This window comes from Cognatundibacterium aquatile (assembly GCF_014699135.1).
GTDB classification, from domain to species: Bacteria; Pseudomonadota; Gammaproteobacteria; order Burkholderiales; family Burkholderiaceae_D; genus Undibacterium; species Undibacterium aquatile.
Map to the genome: position 1 here is coordinate 476,910 of NZ_JACOFT010000003.1, position 16,936 is coordinate 493,845.

At 52.1% G+C, this 16,936-nt stretch carries 13 protein-coding genes; 9 read left to right on the forward strand and 4 right to left on the reverse strand.

The annotated features are described in order from the left end of the window. The first annotated feature begins 23 nt into the window (after positions 1-23). From H8K26_RS10665 to H8K26_RS10675, 3 genes are all read left to right on the forward strand, one after another. Positions 24-926 (forward strand): substrate-binding periplasmic protein, encoded by a 903-nt coding sequence (locus tag H8K26_RS10665; RefSeq protein ID WP_190479394.1) that lies wholly within the window; start codon positions 24-26, stop codon positions 924-926. A gap of 144 nt (positions 927-1,070) precedes the next feature. Further along, positions 1,071-2,756 carry a peptide chain release factor 3 gene (locus H8K26_RS10670; RefSeq protein ID WP_190479396.1) on the forward strand — a complete coding sequence of 562 codons (1,686 nt, stop codon included), beginning with the start codon at positions 1,071-1,073 and terminating at the stop codon, positions 2,754-2,756. 279 nt (positions 2,757-3,035) lie between these two features. Beyond that, a complete protein-coding gene (locus H8K26_RS10675) occupies positions 3,036-3,350 on the forward strand; it encodes a hypothetical protein (RefSeq protein WP_186896771.1) in 315 nt (104 codons plus the stop codon). 189 nt (positions 3,351-3,539) lie between these two features. Here the strand turns inward: H8K26_RS10675 and H8K26_RS10680 are convergent, their stop codons facing one another. The 3 genes from H8K26_RS10680 to H8K26_RS10690 form a co-directional block, all read right to left on the reverse strand. Next, entirely contained in the window at positions 3,540-4,670 is a 1,131-nt protein-coding gene (locus H8K26_RS10680; protein ID WP_223826963.1) for a PepSY-associated TM helix domain-containing protein, read from the reverse strand. A 78-nt stretch (positions 4,671-4,748) separates the two neighbouring features. Further along, positions 4,749-6,848, reverse strand: a complete 2,100-nt coding sequence (locus H8K26_RS10685) for a TonB-dependent receptor (protein ID WP_190479401.1) — start codon at positions 6,846-6,848, stop codon at positions 4,749-4,751. Positions 6,849-7,232: 384 nt separating this feature from the next. Continuing rightward, complete coding sequence (locus H8K26_RS10690) at positions 7,233-7,979, reverse strand: YoaK family protein (protein ID WP_190479707.1); 747 nt, start codon at positions 7,977-7,979, stop codon at positions 7,233-7,235. A 304-nt stretch (positions 7,980-8,283) separates the two neighbouring features. Between H8K26_RS10690 and H8K26_RS10695 the strand changes: the two genes are divergently transcribed. The 4 genes from H8K26_RS10695 to H8K26_RS10710 are packed head-to-tail and all read left to right on the forward strand — an operon-like array spanning position 8,284 to position 12,077. Further along, positions 8,284-9,210 (forward strand): glucosamine kinase nucleotide-binding domain-containing protein, encoded by a 927-nt coding sequence (locus H8K26_RS10695; RefSeq protein WP_190479709.1) that lies wholly within the window; start codon positions 8,284-8,286, stop codon positions 9,208-9,210. A gap of 26 nt (positions 9,211-9,236) precedes the next feature. Continuing rightward, complete coding sequence (locus tag H8K26_RS10700) at positions 9,237-9,971, forward strand: GntR family transcriptional regulator (protein WP_190479403.1); 735 nt, start codon at positions 9,237-9,239, stop codon at positions 9,969-9,971. Next, positions 9,968-11,074, forward strand: coding sequence for an N-acetylglucosamine-6-phosphate deacetylase (gene nagA, locus H8K26_RS10705; RefSeq protein WP_190479404.1), 1,107 nt, complete (start codon positions 9,968-9,970; stop codon positions 11,072-11,074). Before H8K26_RS10700 ends, nagA begins: the two co-directional genes overlap by 4 nt. Beyond that, entirely contained in the window at positions 11,067-12,077 is a 1,011-nt protein-coding gene (locus H8K26_RS10710) for an SIS domain-containing protein (protein ID WP_190479711.1), read from the forward strand. Before nagA ends, H8K26_RS10710 begins: the two co-directional genes overlap by 8 nt. A gap of 60 nt (positions 12,078-12,137) precedes the next feature. Here H8K26_RS10710 and H8K26_RS10715 read toward each other — a convergent pair whose 3' ends face one another. After that, the gene (locus H8K26_RS10715; protein WP_190479406.1) at positions 12,138-12,320 is read right to left on the reverse strand and encodes a hypothetical protein; all 183 of its coding nucleotides are present in this window, start codon (positions 12,318-12,320) and stop codon (positions 12,138-12,140) included. A 108-nt stretch (positions 12,321-12,428) separates the two neighbouring features. Between H8K26_RS10715 and nagZ the strand changes: the two genes are divergently transcribed. Further along, positions 12,429-13,886, forward strand: coding sequence for a beta-N-acetylhexosaminidase (gene nagZ / locus H8K26_RS10720; RefSeq protein ID WP_190479713.1), 1,458 nt, complete (start codon positions 12,429-12,431; stop codon positions 13,884-13,886). 463 nt (positions 13,887-14,349) lie between these two features. After that, a complete protein-coding gene (locus H8K26_RS10725) occupies positions 14,350-16,767 on the forward strand; it encodes a PAS domain S-box protein (protein WP_190479408.1) in 2,418 nt (805 codons plus the stop codon). Positions 16,768-16,936: the final 169 nt, after the last annotated feature.

Consider the following 16,936-nt stretch of genomic DNA (forward strand, 5'->3'; position numbering starts at 1 on the left):
TTTGCTAAAGAAAGCAGACAAGCATGAAACAACGTTGTTTATTTCTGTTGTCATGGATATCTACGATAGCGCTACTGATCCTGAACCTGTTTCTGGCGATACCGCTTGCCAGTGCGGCAGATGCGGCGAAAAAAACAGCATTGATCCGCTACCCTCTGGTCTCACTCAATGCCGACCCGCATGCAGACTATGTGTTGGAAATTCTCCGGCATGCTGTGAAGGCGAGCGGTCAGCCGTACCAGTTGCAGGCGAGTGAGGTCGCGATGCAGCAGGCCCGGGCTATTTATGAACTGACGTCGCCAAATGGAATCGTTGATATCCTGTGGACGATGAGCACGGATGAGAGAGAAGCACAACTGATCCCTATCCGCATCCCTATCGACAAAGGTTTGCTGGGATGGCGTCTGGCGCTGGTCAGAGCGGCGGATGCAGAGATTTTTCGCGAAGTGAGAACATTGAAAGATCTGAGTGCTTTCAGCGCCGGGCAGGAAATGGACTGGCCCGATGTCGCGATTCTGAGAAATAATGGTTTGCCAGTCAAAACATCTGCTTCCTATGACCCTTTATTTACGATGCTGAAGGCCGGACGTTTTGATTATTTTCCACGCGCTGTTTTTGAAATTCAGAATGAGCTTGATCAGCGGCCCTTTCTCGACCTGGTGATTGATAAGCACATCGTTTTGTATTACCCATCCGCCTTGTATTTTTTTGTCAGTCCACGCGAGCCAAAAATGGCTCAGGATATACAACGCGGGTTGGAAGAGCTGATTAAAAACGGCACTTTTGAAAAAATTTTTCAGCGGGCCAATCAGGATGCGATTAAAAATGCAAATTTGAAGTCCCGTACTGTCATCACCTTGCGTAATCCGTTTCTGAGTCTGGAAAAAATGCCTTTACATCGACCCGGCTTATGGTTCCGGCCATGAGTTGCAGGACTGCTACCGCAGCTGTGCTGGTGTAAGTCTGGCAAAACTAAGGCGATTCTGATCTGCAAAGCGGATGCGTATTCGACTTCATTCTCAATACCAGCTAAACTTGCGTGTTTTTCTTCCATTTTTGCGGCATCTGCAATGACTACCAACCACGAATCCACAGACGACATCCCAGAATCCGCATCGGCAACAGCGGCGGACACAACGCAAGGCCATGCTGCGTCAAAAGATCTGATCAGCCGCGAAGTTAAGCGTCGTCGCACTTTCGGCATTATTTCCCATCCGGATGCGGGTAAAACGACGCTGACAGAAAAACTGCTGATGTTTTCCGGCGCGATTCAACTCGCTGGTACGGTCAAGGCGCGTAAGAGCGGTCGCCATGCGACTTCGGACTGGATGGAAATCGAAAAGCAACGTGGTATTTCGGTTGCTTCGTCCGTCATGCAGTTTGAATACCGCGATCACGTTGTGAATCTGCTCGATACGCCGGGTCACCAGGATTTTTCTGAAGATACCTATCGCGTGTTGACGGCAGTGGACTCTGCGCTGATGGTGATTGATGCGGCGAAAGGTGTGGAAGAACAAACGATCAAACTGCTGAACGTTTGCCGTATGCGCAATACGCCGATTATCAGTTTCGTCAACAAGATGGACCGGGAAACCCGCGATCCTCTGGAATTGCTGGATGAGCTGGAATCGGTTTTAAAGATTCAATGTTCACCGGTCACCTGGCCTATCGGCATGGGAAAAACCTTCCGCGGTGTGTACCATATTCTACGCGATGAAATTCTGTTGTTCACGCCGGGCAGCGAGCGTGCGGATCAGGAATTTGAAGTTATCAAAGGCATCGATAATCCACGTCTGGCGGAGATGTTCCCGCTGGAAATCGAACAATTGAAGATGGAAGTGGAACTGGTGCATGGCGCATCGCATCCGTTCAGCTTGGAAGATTTCCTGGCCGGTGTGCAGACGCCGGTGTTCTTCGGTTCCGCGATTAATAACTTCGGTGTGCGTGAAATTCTGAATGCCTTGCTGGACTGGGCACCGCCGCCACGCGAACGTGATGCCACCGTGCGTTCTGTCGAGCCGACCGAGCAGGCGTTTTCCGGTTTTGTATTCAAGATTCAGGCGAATATGGATCCGGCGCATCGTGACCGTATTGCGTTTTTGCGTGTGTGTTCCGGCCGCTTCGAGCGCGGTATGAAGCTCAAGCATTTGCGCCTGAACCGTGAGATTAAAGTGTCGTCGGTCGTGACCTTCATGGCGTCCTCGCGTGAACAAGTGGAAGAGGCGTATGCGGGCGATATCATCGGCTTACCGAATCACGGCAACATGCAGATCGGTGACAGTTTTTCTGAAGGCGAACTGTTGCAATTTACCGGTATTCCATATTTCGCACCGGATTTTTTCCGCACTGCACGTATTCTGAATCCGCTGAAAATCAAGCAACTACAAAAAGGTTTGCAGCAACTTGGTGAAGAAGGCGCGGTACAGGTATTCAAGCCGGTCGTCAGCAGTGATCTTGTGCTGGGCGCGGTCGGTGTCTTGCAGTTTGAGGTTGTTGCCAGCCGCCTTAAAAATGAATACGGCGTGGATGCTGTATTTGAAGGCACCAGCATCAGCAGCGCGCGCTGGATTACTTGTGACGACAAAAAAATGCTGGCTGATTTTGAACGCTCATCTGCCGGTGCGAACATCGCGTTTGATGCGGCAGGTAACATGGCGTATCTGGCGACTTCTGGTGTGAATCTGAAACTCACACAAGAACGCTGGCCTGGTGTCACGTTCCACGCGACCCGCGAACATGCGGCGAAGCTGGGTTAAAGCGACGGCTTGCTATTTGGTGAGCAGATAAAAATTCGATACAAAGTAAACACAGATCAATAGCAAAGACTCAATTCTGATGCGGCTCGTAAAGGTTTTTTCCTTTGCGAGCCGCTTTGTTATTGAGACTGATAACGAGAGTTGAAATCGCGTTTTTATTTGCTACTATTCCACCTGCATATCGCAAACGGTATGCCTGCGGCAGAGTATGCTGCGGACGACCCTTCTGAAATATCGAATTGACTTCCGTTTTTTGATTCATCGTCAGGGAGATTCATCATGGCATTATTCTTTATTGAAGCAGTCAGGTTTGATGACAGTGGCAAGCGTATTGAAAAAGTGCGCTGGGGACGAAGTAAAGGCGGGCAGGTGATGCCACCGGCGATCGTGGATGATCCACAGGAGGTTGATGTCGGTGTGGTCTGGGATACCATTGCCAATGGCGATGAGGTGGTGACGAAATTCCATGGCGATCATGGCATCGTGTTGGGCGAGAAAGTGACCGGTGTGCTGTACGAAGATGGTATGCGCGGGCTATGCGGTGATGCAAATGGCAGTGATGGCATCCGCTTGCAGGATTTGCCGTCTTTTTAAGCACAACAATTCATACTCTTCTGCTTTGAAAAGTAAAATTGTTTGGATCACCTAATTCGTCTAATGTTTTTCTGCTCTTTGCTCTGCAAAAGATGCGGTACCAGATGTCATCTGATGCAGAGCAAAGGCAGTTGTTTACTAATGGTTCGGTTATTGTTTGTATGTGTTTTTCACCTGTATCGTTCAGACTTAGCTGCGACGTCGTAGCCACAACCATATTCCGCTGAGCATAAACAGCAGCGGCATTATCCCGGTAAGACTGATAAAAATTCTGCCCGCAATTCCAAATGCTTCTCCTGTATGTAAGGGGAAAAACCAGTTCAATACTAAGTTCCCGCCTTGTAGTCGCTCCGCATCTGTGATTTGTAATATGCTGGCGTCACGCATGTCGATAGCGATGCGGGTAGACCCTGCCCCTTTTCTGACTTCGTTGGGTTGGCGCATCCGCACTTCCAGCACGTTTGCGGATTTTGCCGGAAAAGTCAGACGGGTCATTTTTGCTGCAGGGAATTGTTGTTGTGCGACCGATAAAACTTGGTGAAGGGGGAGTGCTCGATTTTCTGCAGATGTCTGCTCAGTTTTTTTGACTTGCGTCGAGATGGGCATGATCTGCGCGATCAGCGGCGTTATCCATTGGGGAAAGTTAAAGTAGATTCCCGTTATTGCAAGAGTAAGAAACACAGGTGCAAAGTAAAACCCTGCCGCCCGGTGCAGCCGGAAATTCAGTGCGCGCCAACTGACGAATTTACCTGTGGTTAATGCTTGTCGCAGCGCTTGCCAGCGTGCTTTGGGCCACCAGAGCAGAATGCCCGATAAACTCAGCATAACGATGATGATGGCTGCGATCGATAAAATGAATTTCCCAGTTTCCCCTGCCAGCAAATAATGATGCAAATGAAAAATTGTTGGCATGATTTGCTCACGGCTGAAGCCGCTCTTACCCCAATATCGCTCACCCAGAATGGCGCCGGTATCAGGATTCAGCATGAGTTGACGAGATACCCCTTTTTCTTTGTCAGCGCTTAATTTATACCAGACGACCATCGCATGCTGGTTATCTTCCGGCAATTCGATACGGCTCGGTGCGGACGCTTGTGTTTCCGAAAGTTTTGCCAGCAAACGTTGCAGGTCGTCAGGACGTTGTGCGAGCGGCGCTTTCTGAGTATTTGCCGATACAGTCAGTAATCCGGGGTTGAGCCACTGATCAATTTCATGCCGCCAGCTGAGTACGCTGCCGGTTAGTCCCAACAGCACAAAGAAGAGGCCTGCCGTCATTGCAAAGCATAAGTGCAGACGTCGGAAAATTTTTTTATACGACATGGCTATGTAATAAATAAAAAAGCACCGCAAGGTTGCGGTGCGTTTGATTGGGGGAGATTATTTCAACGCGTCTGCGTGTTAAAAGCGGTAGCGTGTCGTCATATACAGACCCCGGCTTTCACCCGGCATATTGTAGTCATTCGCGCCACTGTGAGCGGCGACAAAATAACGGCGATTGAACAGATTACGCAGGCTGACATTGAATTCCAGTTTTCCGGCCTGATAACCGGTTGCCAGGTTAATAACGGTGTAGCCCGGTAAGGTAACGAGATTGTCCGGCGACGCATAACGTGCCGATTCTGCACGTCCGCCACCGGCAACATACCATGCCGGATTGATTGTATATTTCAGCCACAGGTTGGCGCTATGTTTCGGCGTAAGTGCTGAGGTATTGCCTTTGAACGGTGTGCCGGCACTGGTGAGTTCTGTGGATTCGAGAATCTCACCGCGCATGTAGGCATAACCGGCGAGTATGTCCCAGCCTTTGGCGATCTCGCCTGTGTACTGCAGTTCTACACCTTTCGTGCCTTGTTTGCCGACAGGCAGAGAAGCATTTTTATTCAGCGGATCCTGTACCTGTACGTTATTCTGGCGCATGTCGAATACGGCGAGTGTCAGACTTGCTTTGGCATCGATGTCGAGCTTTAAGCCTATCTCGTTATTCGTCGTTTTCGTTGGCTCTAGCTTGTCGGTGTTGGTACGTATCGTAAAGGTGTCGGCCAGTGGCTGGAATGAGGTGCTATTGCTGGCGTAAAAGCTTAACGCATCGCTGGCGTGATAGACAAAGCCAAGTCGGGGCGCGAAATTATTATCCTGGCGAGATTGATCCAGATTCTTTGAAGTGCGGTCATCGCGATTCTGGCGCAAACTGTCGTAGCGCAGACCTGCCAGAATTTTCCATTGTGGCGTCAGGCTGATCAAATCCTGCACATACGCCGCAGCAAACTCGTAGCGGTTCAATGTATTGGTTCCCGGAACAAGTGTCGTCGGCATTGCCGCTAAATTGACTCTGACCGGCTGGAATAAATTGTAGGTCGCGACGTTATTCCGGCTCCAGAGAATTTCTTCTTTGTCTTGTGCCCCTAATTCCACGCCGTACATCAACTGATGGCGCGTGTCACCCCATTGCGCTTTTTGAGATAACTCGGTTTGCCAGTAAGTGCCGTTCTCATTACGTAATCGCTTGGATTGGCCGATGGATACCGTCGGTGTTGCGCCGTCTTTAATGTCACCGATACCGGTGTAATTTCTGTCAAGTTTGAAATCATAAGAGCGGATCGCGCTGTGTAGCGAGAGGCTCTCGTTAATTGTATGGTCGAGGGTAATTGTGCCGCTGACGACATCTGATTGCACATAGCCAACATCACTCGCATTTGCTGCACCATAAAAGGTATTGACAGGGACATCTACGGGACGGCCACGGTAGGCTGGTAAGCCCTGATCTGCGATGCGTTTGTCTTTCAGATAGTCGGCTTGAGCCGTGATGCGTGTTGCAGGACTCAGCTGCCAGGTTACAGAAGGTGCAACAGCCTGACGCTTGAGTGAAAACTGATCGCGGAAATTACTGCTGTCTTCCAGCGCGCCGTTAATACGGAAATTCAGTTGTTCACTGGCGCCGCCCACATCGAAGCTAGTGCGCTTCTGACCTTGTGAACTCAGACTCAGTGCAACCTCAGATTCCGGATGCGCTTGCGGCTTTTTGGTGATGCGATTGATCAGCCCGCCGGCAGAACCACGGCCATACAACACCGATGCAGGGCCTTTCAGCACTTCAATACGTTCAATATTCGATAAATCGCGGAAGTACATCGCGTCATCGCGGATACCGTCGATGTACTGATCGTAAATGGCGGTAAAGCCGCGAATGGCGACCTGATCGCGCTGACCATCACCAACGCTGAAGCTGAGCCCGACCACATTTTGCAAGGCGTCCTGAACCGAGCTGGCATTTTGTTCGCGCATGACGATGTCTGGCACGACGTTAACAATTTGTGGAATATTGCGCAGAGCAATTTTTTGTCTGGTTGCGCTGCTGGCTTCAGTAACATCGTATTGCTCTGTTTTTTCGGCTTTAACCTTTACCTGAATTTCCGGCAGTTGATTGTCTGCTTGCACATAGCTTGAAAATAGCCCACCAGCCAGAATGCCGGCAATCGTTTTTAATTGAAAGTTCTTCATATCGGAATTGAGAGAGATCGTCGTTACACAGTTGCTGCTTCTTACATTGCGTTGGCGAATAAACGCGACGTAGCCGGGAATCGACCTGATGGGGTATTCAGCAAGAGCAAGTGCTGAATATATTAACGCAAATGAGAATGATTCGCAATAATGATTGTGTGCGTGTTGTTTTATTGATTCAGGCGTGGAATTGTTGGTGGCAGGAAATTTTTAGGTAGGATGGGAGTGGCTTTTATAGCGTTTGTCAGTGTGCGCATCTCATTTTTTTATACACTTTTTTGCGCACTTCTTCTCTGACTTTTTATCTCATTTTTTTTGTATTCAAGCTACTGAACATTCCTGGATATATGTCTGGCGTGAGGGGGGCTTTAGTTAATGACTTCATCATTGCTTCAGCTGTTCTTTGATATTCGGTGCCAGGGATAAGATGATCAGCGCGATGGCCAGTGGCACGGTAGAAATAAAACCGACATGTTTAAAACCGGTTGCGCCGAGAATGCCGCCGATAAAAAATGCGATGACCAAGCGCAAGTGCAGGCGCAGTTTTTGCAGATTCGCGTTGATTTCCTGCTCGGGATGCAGCTCGTCTTTATTTTTATTCCAGTAAATCAGTTTCCCCATTTCTATACCGATGTCAGTCACCAGACCAGTCACATGCGTGGTGCGGATTTCGGCCCGTGAAATTTTGGTAATCAAGGCGTTTTGCAAGCCCATCAGATAACACAGCAGCACTGTTGTGAAAGAAACCGTCACGACCGCGTGTTCCTGTAATTCTGTGCCGACCAGACCGAACACCAGCAACAATACCGATTCCAGCAGCAGCACCGGGGTGTACATATAACGCATGTGATTACGTTTTGCATAGTTCACCATCAGCGAGGTGCAGGCAGCGCCCCAGCCAAATGCAATCAGCATAAAGATAGACGCAAACGCCGGAATAAATTTTCCCAATACCAGATCGTCGGCGGCGCTCGAAATCATGCCTGACATGTGCGACGTGTATTGGCCGACGGCTAGAAAGCCACCAGCATTCACCGCACCGGCAATACAGGCGAGGGTAATGCCCAGATGCATATTCGAGCGCGGCGTTCTTTTGGGAGATGTCAGTTTGGCGAGGTAATTAATCGGAATGGAGATGGGCATCGCAGACGGCCTTAAGTGATGAAAACCTGGTCTTAGTGTAACCGACACAGGGGCGTGCTGTGAATGTTCTGGCACGGTGTGTGCATTGCTAATAGAAAAAGATGATGCTTAGCTTGTGCTTAATTGAAATACCACTTAAATACCTATTGACGACCACTATGAAAATAATTACATTCGTACCTTGTTTTTCAGTGGAGCAATCTCAGCCCGGAATTTCTGCATACGCGCAATACGGATCGGCTGAAGGAACCCGTTTCTCAGCGTGCCGCAAAAAAGGATGAACAAACTCTTGATGACACAAGCGAAGACAAAAGCGCAGACAAAACCGTGCTGTGACACAGCACCTGCAATCGCTTACCTGATCGGCGTCGATGGTGGCGGTACTGGTACGCGGGTCGTGCTGGCAGACCCAGATGGAAAGCCACTGGCACGCGGCATAGCAGGGCCTTCAGCGCTTGCGCATGGCCGTCAACAGGCATGGGATGCGATTCTGCTGGCCATCGATTATGCATTTGCACAGGCAAATCTGGCGCTCCCGGCCTTGTCTGTAATCGCTATAGCATGCGGCCTTTCTGGCGTGAATAATGCGCAATGGGCCGCCGAGCTGAAGACGCTTAATCCCGGCTTTGCGCTGTTGCTGACAGAAACCGATGCTGGTACAACCTTGATTGGTGCGCATCAGGGTGCGCCGGGCGCTGTGATTGCACTCGGTACCGGCAGTGTCGGTGAGGTTTTGCAAAGCGATGGACAACGGCGTGAAGTCGGCGGCTGGGGTTTTCCTGTCAGCGATGAAGCCAGCGGGGCGTGGCTGGGAATGCGAGCCGTTAATTATCTGCAACGCGTGCTGGACGGCCGTGCCGCCACTAGCCGCTTTGCCGATGCGCTATACGCCCACTGCGGCGGCGACAAAGATGCCGTCTTTCGATGGCTGGCACAGGCGAACCAGACCCGTTATGCCGAAGTGGCACCGCTGGTCTTTCAACACGCGGCAGAATCAGCGTTCGCCCGCAGCATGTTGCTTGATGCCGGGCGCGAAGTAGAGGCGATTGCGGATGCGCTTGATCCCACACATACATTGCCGCTGGCGCTGTGCGGCGGGCTGGCCGCTGCGCTGATGCCGTTTCTGCCGGATACCTTGCGGCAAAGGGTACGCGCGCCTCTGGGCGATTCTGCCAGCGGTGCACTGATTTTGCTGCAACAACATTTACGTTCAACCTGAATCCATACTGAAAAGATCGAGGCGACATGCTGTCTTCCCTGCGCGATTTCAAACCTGATAGCGACAATGCCACGCCCTTGTATCTGCAACTGGCGAACAAGCTGGCACAAGGCATACAAAGCGGGCGCTGGCAGCCAGATGAGGCTTTGCCATCCGAGCGCCTGCTGGCAGAGACGCTGGAAATTTCGCGTGTCACCGCACGCAAGGCGCTGGCGATGTTATGCGAGCGTGGGTTGTTGAGCCGCAGACATGGTTCCGGCACCTACATCACCCCGAAACTGGAACAACCTTTATCCCGCCTCACCAGCTTCAGCGAGGAATTGCGTCAGCGTGGTTTTGTGCCCGGTTCGCGCTGGATACAACGTGAAAGCGGCATCGCTTCACCGGAGGAAATTTTGTCGCTGGGTTTATCGCCGAATACCGCGGTCTCGCGCCTGAAGCGCTTACGCACCGCAGACAATGTGGTTATGGCGATAGAAACCACCACTATTCCGGCGGCGTATATGCCGCAGCCGCAACTGGTGACGGACAGTTTATACGGCTATCTCGATGCCCATCATTGCGCCCCGACACGCGCCTTGCAGCATATCCGCGCCATCAATGCGACCGCGGAACAGGCACACCTCGCAGATATCAAACCCGGCGCAGCGATGTTGTTCATTACCCGCATCGGTTATCTGCAAGATGGCACCGCAATCGAACTCACGCATTCGTATTGCCGCAGTGATTATTACGATTTTGTCGCGGAGTTATTCAGATGAGCGATCAGCAATTACACGGACAGATACTCACGCCGGATGGCTGGGTACACGGCACGATCAATTTCAGCGAAAAGATACAGCGTATCCAGAGCGCACCGCTGCGCGAAACCGCGCATTACATCCTGCCCGGATTCATTGATCTGCACGTGCATGGTGCCGGTGGCAAAGACACGATGGAAGCGGGAAATGCAGTCGAAACCATCGCCCGCCTGCATGCGCAACACGGCACCACCAGTTTGCTGGCAACCACCATGACCGCACCGCTGAGCGATATTGAGGCAGCGTTGAGTGCAATACAACCGCTGATACAGCAGCGTCCCGCCGGTACCGCACGCGTGCTGGGTGTGCATCTGGAAGGGCCGTATATCAATCCGGGCAAACTCGGTGCCCAGCCTGCCTTTGCGGGCATAGGTTCGGTAGCGCAGGTGCAGGCGCTTGATGCGATTGCGGCCATCAAACTGATTACCTTAGCGCCTGAAATGGAAGGCCATCTGGCGCTGGTGCGCGAGTTAACGGCGCTGGGCATACGGGTGCAGCTCGGTCACAGCACCGGCAGTTATGAAGAAGGGGTCGCCGCGCTGGAGAACGGTGCCAGTGGCTTTACGCATTTGTACAACGCCATGTCACGGCTTGATCACCGCGCGCCCGGCATGGTCGGCGCAGCGCTCGCGCATGCGCAGTTTTCAGAAATTATTCCCGACCTGCTGCATGTGCATCCGGGCGCGATTAAAGCCGCATTAAGAGCGATACCGTATTTGTATTGCGTGACTGATTCAACCGCCGCCACCGGCATGCCTGATGGCGAATACATGCTGGGGCGGCAACGTGTGCATAAATGTCTGGGCGGTGTGCGTCTGGCCGATGGTTCGCTGGCGGGTAGTGCGCTGACGATGGATCAGGCTCTGCGCAATCTGGTCAGCATAGGCCTGACGCTGGATGACGCTGCACGCCGGGTTTCCACCTATGCCGCTGATTATCTCGGGCTGCCTGAACGTGGCCGCTTAGCGCCGGGCGCATTTGCCGATATCGTCGTACTTGATCAGGACTTGCAACTGCTGGCCGTTTATACCGAAGGAGAAAAGATTGAATTCGCAAATGCTTAAAGAAGCCTGTGCTTCAGCAGAACAGGTCGCCATACAACTGACGCACGATGGCGATCGTTATGCACAGCTGGGGGCGCATTTGCGGGCGCAGCCACCGTCGTCGGTGCTGACGATTGCGCGCGGCAGTTCTGATCATGCCAGCAATTACGCGGCGTATCTGATCATGGCGCGTCTGGGTCGTATCGTCGCATCGTTGCCGCTGTCACTGGTGACCTTGAATCATGCGCCTTTGCAGGTCAACGATGCGCTGGCGATTGCGATTTCACAATCGGGACAAAGCCCCGATGTGGTTGAACCCATGCGCTATTTCCGTGATGCCGGGGCGACCACGGTGGCGCTGGTGAATGATGCCAGCTCACCATTAGCGGCGGCAGCAGAATGGACGATGCCTTTGCATGCAGGGCCGGAACGCAGCGTGGCCGCCACCAAAAGTTTCATCACCTCGCTGGTGGCGGCAGCCCGTCTGGTCGCGCATTGGCAAAACGATGCGGTATTGCTGAACGCGATAGAACAATTACCCGCCGCGCTTGATGCTGCCAGCAAAACAGACTGGTCGGCAGCGCTGGATGTGCTGGTACCGACGCAACGCATGATGGTGGTCGGCCGCGGTATCAGTTTTTCGGTGGCGCTTGAAGCAGCGTTGAAATTCAAGGAAACTTCGGCCATACAGGCAGAAGCGTTCAGTGGCGCAGAAATCAAACATGGCCCGATGGCCTTGATCGATGAAGGTTATCCATTGCTGATATTGGCGACCCGCGGCCCGGCACAGGAAAGTTTGATCCGGCTCGCAGAAGACATGCGTGGCCGCGGCGCCGATGTGTTGCTGGCCGCGCCAGATAATGTACGCGAACGCAACCTGACTCTGCCCGTGGGAGCGACGCCGGATCTTGATCCCATCGTCGCGATTCAGGCGTTTTATGTGATGGCGGCGCAACTGGCGGTTGCGCGTGGGTTGGATCCTGATCAGCCGCGCCATTTGAGCAAAGTGACCAGAACCAGTTAAATCAGCGAAATCATCGGATTAGAGCCATATATATACTCCCCCCAGTATGTTTTAAGCCCCTTATTCTATGCTGACAATAGGGGTGTTTTGTATAAAAACAGGGGGAGTATCCATCTTCAGGCGCATGTGCCGGGTCGGAACAAGACCGGCAATAGCAGTAACATCAGCAATATCAGCAATATCAGCAACATCAGCAACATCAGCAACATCAGCAACATCAGCAACATCAGTAACACCAGCCACCAGATACCTATGACAAATACCAATCCTGCCCTGCCTGTTGATCAGCAACATCCTCATACCGCGCCGCTGAGTCTGGACCAAGCAATGCGTCTGGCCGGGCAACTGGTGATGGTGCGCATCAGCGTCACCAATATGGATGAGAGTCTGGCGCAATTTTTGCGCGAGCATCATATCCGTGCGGTTTGCCTGTTCCGCAATAATATGACGGACGAAGCGCAACTCAAAAAGCTGACATCCGATCTGCGCGCTGTGATGGGGCCGGAAGCGCTGATCGCGCTCGATCAGGAAGGCGGCGCAGTCGTGCGGCCAACCTGGGTGCCACAGCCACCATCAGCCATGGCGCTGGGGGCCAGTGACGATGCTGATCTGTGCTATCAGGTTGGTGCAGCGGTTGCCCGTGGCATTAAGGCGCTGGGCTTCAACTGGAATTTCGCACCGGTGCTGGACTTGAATAATAACGTCGATAATCCAGTGATTGCCGAGCGCTCATTCGGCGCCAATCCGCAGCGTGCCAGCACGCTGGCGCTGGCGTGGATGGATGGCAGCCTGTCCGAAGGCGTGGCGTGTTGTGTCAAACATTTTCCCGGGCATGGCGACACCAATGTTGATTCCCACCGTGCGCTGCCGACTGTCAATAAATCGCTGGCCGAATTGCAGGCAATGGAGTTCGCGCCATTCCAGATCGCTGTCAGCCGCAACGCACCGGCGATGATGACGGCGCATATTGTTTATCCGGCGCTGGATGCCGACAATCCGGCGACCATGTCGCCGACGATACTGACGGATTTATTGCGCGAGCAGTGGCAGTATCGCGGCGTCGTGATTACCGATGGCATGGATATGCAGGCGATTGCCGGGCGCTACGGCGTCGGCAATGCGGCGGTGAAAGCATTGCTGGCCGGTGCCGATATGGTGATGGCGATCGGCAGCCGCGAGGCGCAAACCGAAACGCTGGCAGCACTGACTGAAGTCATACTGTCGGGGCAGATTTCTTACCAGGCAGTACAGCAGAAACTGCAGCGCATACGGCAACTGACTGACGCTTATCCGTGTATCGACACGGACTATCAGACCGATGCTGCCGATCGCTTGTTGATGGCGCATGCGTGGCAGCGCGGCCTGACCAGCACCGGTGATCCGCAGCCGCCCGCAAAGGGCAGCCGGGTGCGTCTGGTGATTCGTGCCGATGCGGTCAGCGATGGCGTTTCTGAATCGGGTATCCGTGCCGACAAAGTGGCGACCATGCTGGCCGGTTTATATGATGTCGAGACCGTGACTTTCAGCGACGCAGCGCACTTTGACTGGCACAGTCTGCCGCAGGATGATCGCTTCGTCATCCTCGCTTCCACTGTGCGCATACGCTATGGTGAGTCAGCGCGCAAGTCGTGGCAGCCGGATCTGCATCTGGTGTTGTGGAATCCATTTCACATGCTCGATATTCAGGCTCCTGCGCTGATCACTTACGGTTTCGCATCACCTGCAATCGAAGCTGTGCGCGCGTGGCTGGCTGGTGACGTCAGTGCGCAAGGACGCATTCCTGTGGATATTGCTGGCAAGCGACACTGAACATAGACTTAGTTCAGATCGGAGTAAGCATTGTGGAATATCAATGCAAAAAGCCGGTATTCCGCAAATCATTTGGTCTGAATATTCGATCTGAAATTCACCGTATGCTGACGCTAAACTTACGGATAGCAGGTGGTTTGTTGCATCAGGAACACCGCATGTGAACGAATGTCATTTTTCCCCTGCGCTGATCGGCAAAAGCGAACTGCTATCGGATAATATGCAGCAATACCTGCAAATAAATGTGCTGTTCGCTTCCTGACGAATTGACCTCTGACTCAGATCAGAGGGGGCTGGCATAGCGGGCAGACAAAGGAGACAAGGTCTTAATGATGTCGATGGAATTCCACACGCCGCTGATGCCGGTATCTAAATGCACGCCAGTCAGTCATGCTGTTTTTTTCGCGTTGTCGTTTTGCTTGCAAGCGGGCGCGCCTGACACCCGTGTGGAGCAGGCGAGGTAATGTTGAAGCTGTCTTTGCGCTGGAAGCTGATTCTCGTCAGCGTGCTCGTCGAAGTTGTGATGCTGTCTATCCTTGTCGGAAACAGCTTGCGGTTCAATGAAAGAAATTTATCGCAACTGACAGACATGCGGGCGCGGGAAATGTCGCATTTACTCAGCACAGCAATCCCACCATCGCTGGCGCAAAAAGATTACGGCGCCATCCGAGATATTTTCCGTACACATGAACATGGCGTCGATTATTTTTTGTTGTTCGGTCAGGAACATCAGTTGATACTGCATTCAGGCTGGACTAAATCCTTGCCCGCCACCAGCGATGCATTGCAATTGCCCGTTGCCAGCGACCGGCAGGATGTGCGCGTTCCCATCGTGTCTGGCGGCATCAATCATGGTGAACTGGTATTTGGATTATCAACCCGGTTTGTCCAGGACGCACAAAAAAAATTATTTGAAGAATCCGTTCTGATCTCTTTTTTCGAAGTCGTACTCTCGACGATTTTCCTGTTTTTACTGGGGTTGTGGCTGACCCGCCATTTACGACAACTGGAAGCCGCTGCCAATGCTATTTCGGCCGGAGAGTTTGATACAAAAGTTCAGTACACGGGTCAGGATGAAATCGGTGTCGTCGGTCATGCACTGAATGTAATGAGTGATCAACTGGCGAACGAAATTGCTGCACTCCGGCATAGCGAGCAGCAGCAGCGCGAAACGGCTAATCGCCTGCTGGCGGTGTTCGAAGCCGTGCCTGACTATATGACGTTGAGTCAGTTTGATACTGGCCGCATACTCTATGCGAATGCCGGATTTGAAAGACTCACAGGTCATAGCAAGCAAGATGCAATAGGAAAAACGTCACTGGAATTGGGTATCTGGTCAGATCCGGAACAGCGAAAAATCTGGACCAGTATGATCGCCGTGCAAGGAATGGTGAGTGATTTTCAGGGGAAAATGCAGACCAAGGACGGCCAATTCAAATCTGGATTGCTGTCTGCTGCTATCGTTGAGGTTGACGGTGCCAGACACATCGTTGCGATCTGTAAGGATATCACCGATCGTCTGGAGGCTGAAACTAAGGTGGAAGCCGCACGACGCGATCTGCAGTCCGTACTCGATGCGGCCTCAGAAATTTCAATTATCGCGACGAATAAAGAAGGGCTGGTCACGATCTTTAATCGTGGCGCGGAAAAAATGCTGGGTTACCGTGCTTACGAAAGTGTCGGCCAGTTACATGCGGCAGATTTTCATGATGCCGATGAATTGGAACAGCGCGGCCGTGAATTATCACAAAAATTCGGGCGTGAGATTTCCGGTATCGATATTTTTTCAACCATTGCCACTATGTATGGCATGGAGACACGCAACTGGATTTACATTACCAAGTACGGTAAAAAAATTCATGTATCTCTGAGCGTGACGGCGCTGACCAATGCCGATCAGGAAATTACCGGTTACCTTGGTATTGCCCGCGACATCACGCCGCAGATTGAAGCGCGCGCAGCCTTAAATCAGTTGAACAGTGAACTCGAATCACGGGTACAACAACGAACCGCAGAGCTGGAATTGGCGAATCATGAACTCGCTTCGACGATGGGACATTTGCAAATGGCGCAAACCGAGTTATTGCGCTCGGAAAAATTGCGCGCGCTTGGCGATGTCGTCGCTGTTGTCGCGCACGAACTGAACACACCGATCGGTAATTGCCTGACGGTTGCCAGCACGCTGATGGAAAAGTCCCGCGAGATTACCAGCGCTTTTGATGATGGCAGCTTAAAGCGTTCTTTACTCGCAGCATACTTGCAGGACACTGAGCAAGGCATGGGGATACTGTTACGCGGACTTAACCGTTCGAGCGAATTGGTGATTAATTTCAAGCAAGTGGCTGCTGATCAGGTATCTGATCAACGTCGTCCTTTTGATTTACGGGCAGTGGTTCACGATGTCACCAGTTTATTGCAACCGATGCTGCGTAAGACACCGTTTGTACTCCATGTCGACATTCCGGAAAAACTGAAGATGGACAGTTTTCCCGGTGCGCTCGAACAGATTGTCACGAATCTGATTAATAACGCAGTCACACACGCTTTCGAGGGACGATCATCTGGCACGATGACTATTCATGCCGAACTGATCGGGCCGGATAAGGTAAAAATTATTTTTGCTGACGATGGTATAGGCATAGAAACGGCGCATATGTCGCGTGTTTTTGATCCTTTTTATACGACAAAAATGGGGCGTGGCGGCACTGGCCTTGGCTTAAATATCGTTCACAATATCGTCATAAAAATGTTGGGTGGAAAGCTGGAAGTCGAGAGCATCGTTGGCACAGGCACACGTTTCATCATTTATCTGCCACTCACCGCACCCCATACGGATACGGTACCGGGTGATACGAACAATGCCTTGTTTACGGCGCGATAATACAAACCGTCGGCATCATCTGCACATCTAGCAAATGCCGCACATGCCGAAAAGCCAGCATGTTCTGTCGAATCAGGAGTTCACTTTTTTTGACGTAGTCCCTCCATGTGTGTTTCACTGAGCGGCGTTCTGTTTTCAGCGCACGCACAAAGTGACACTGACCAGAAAT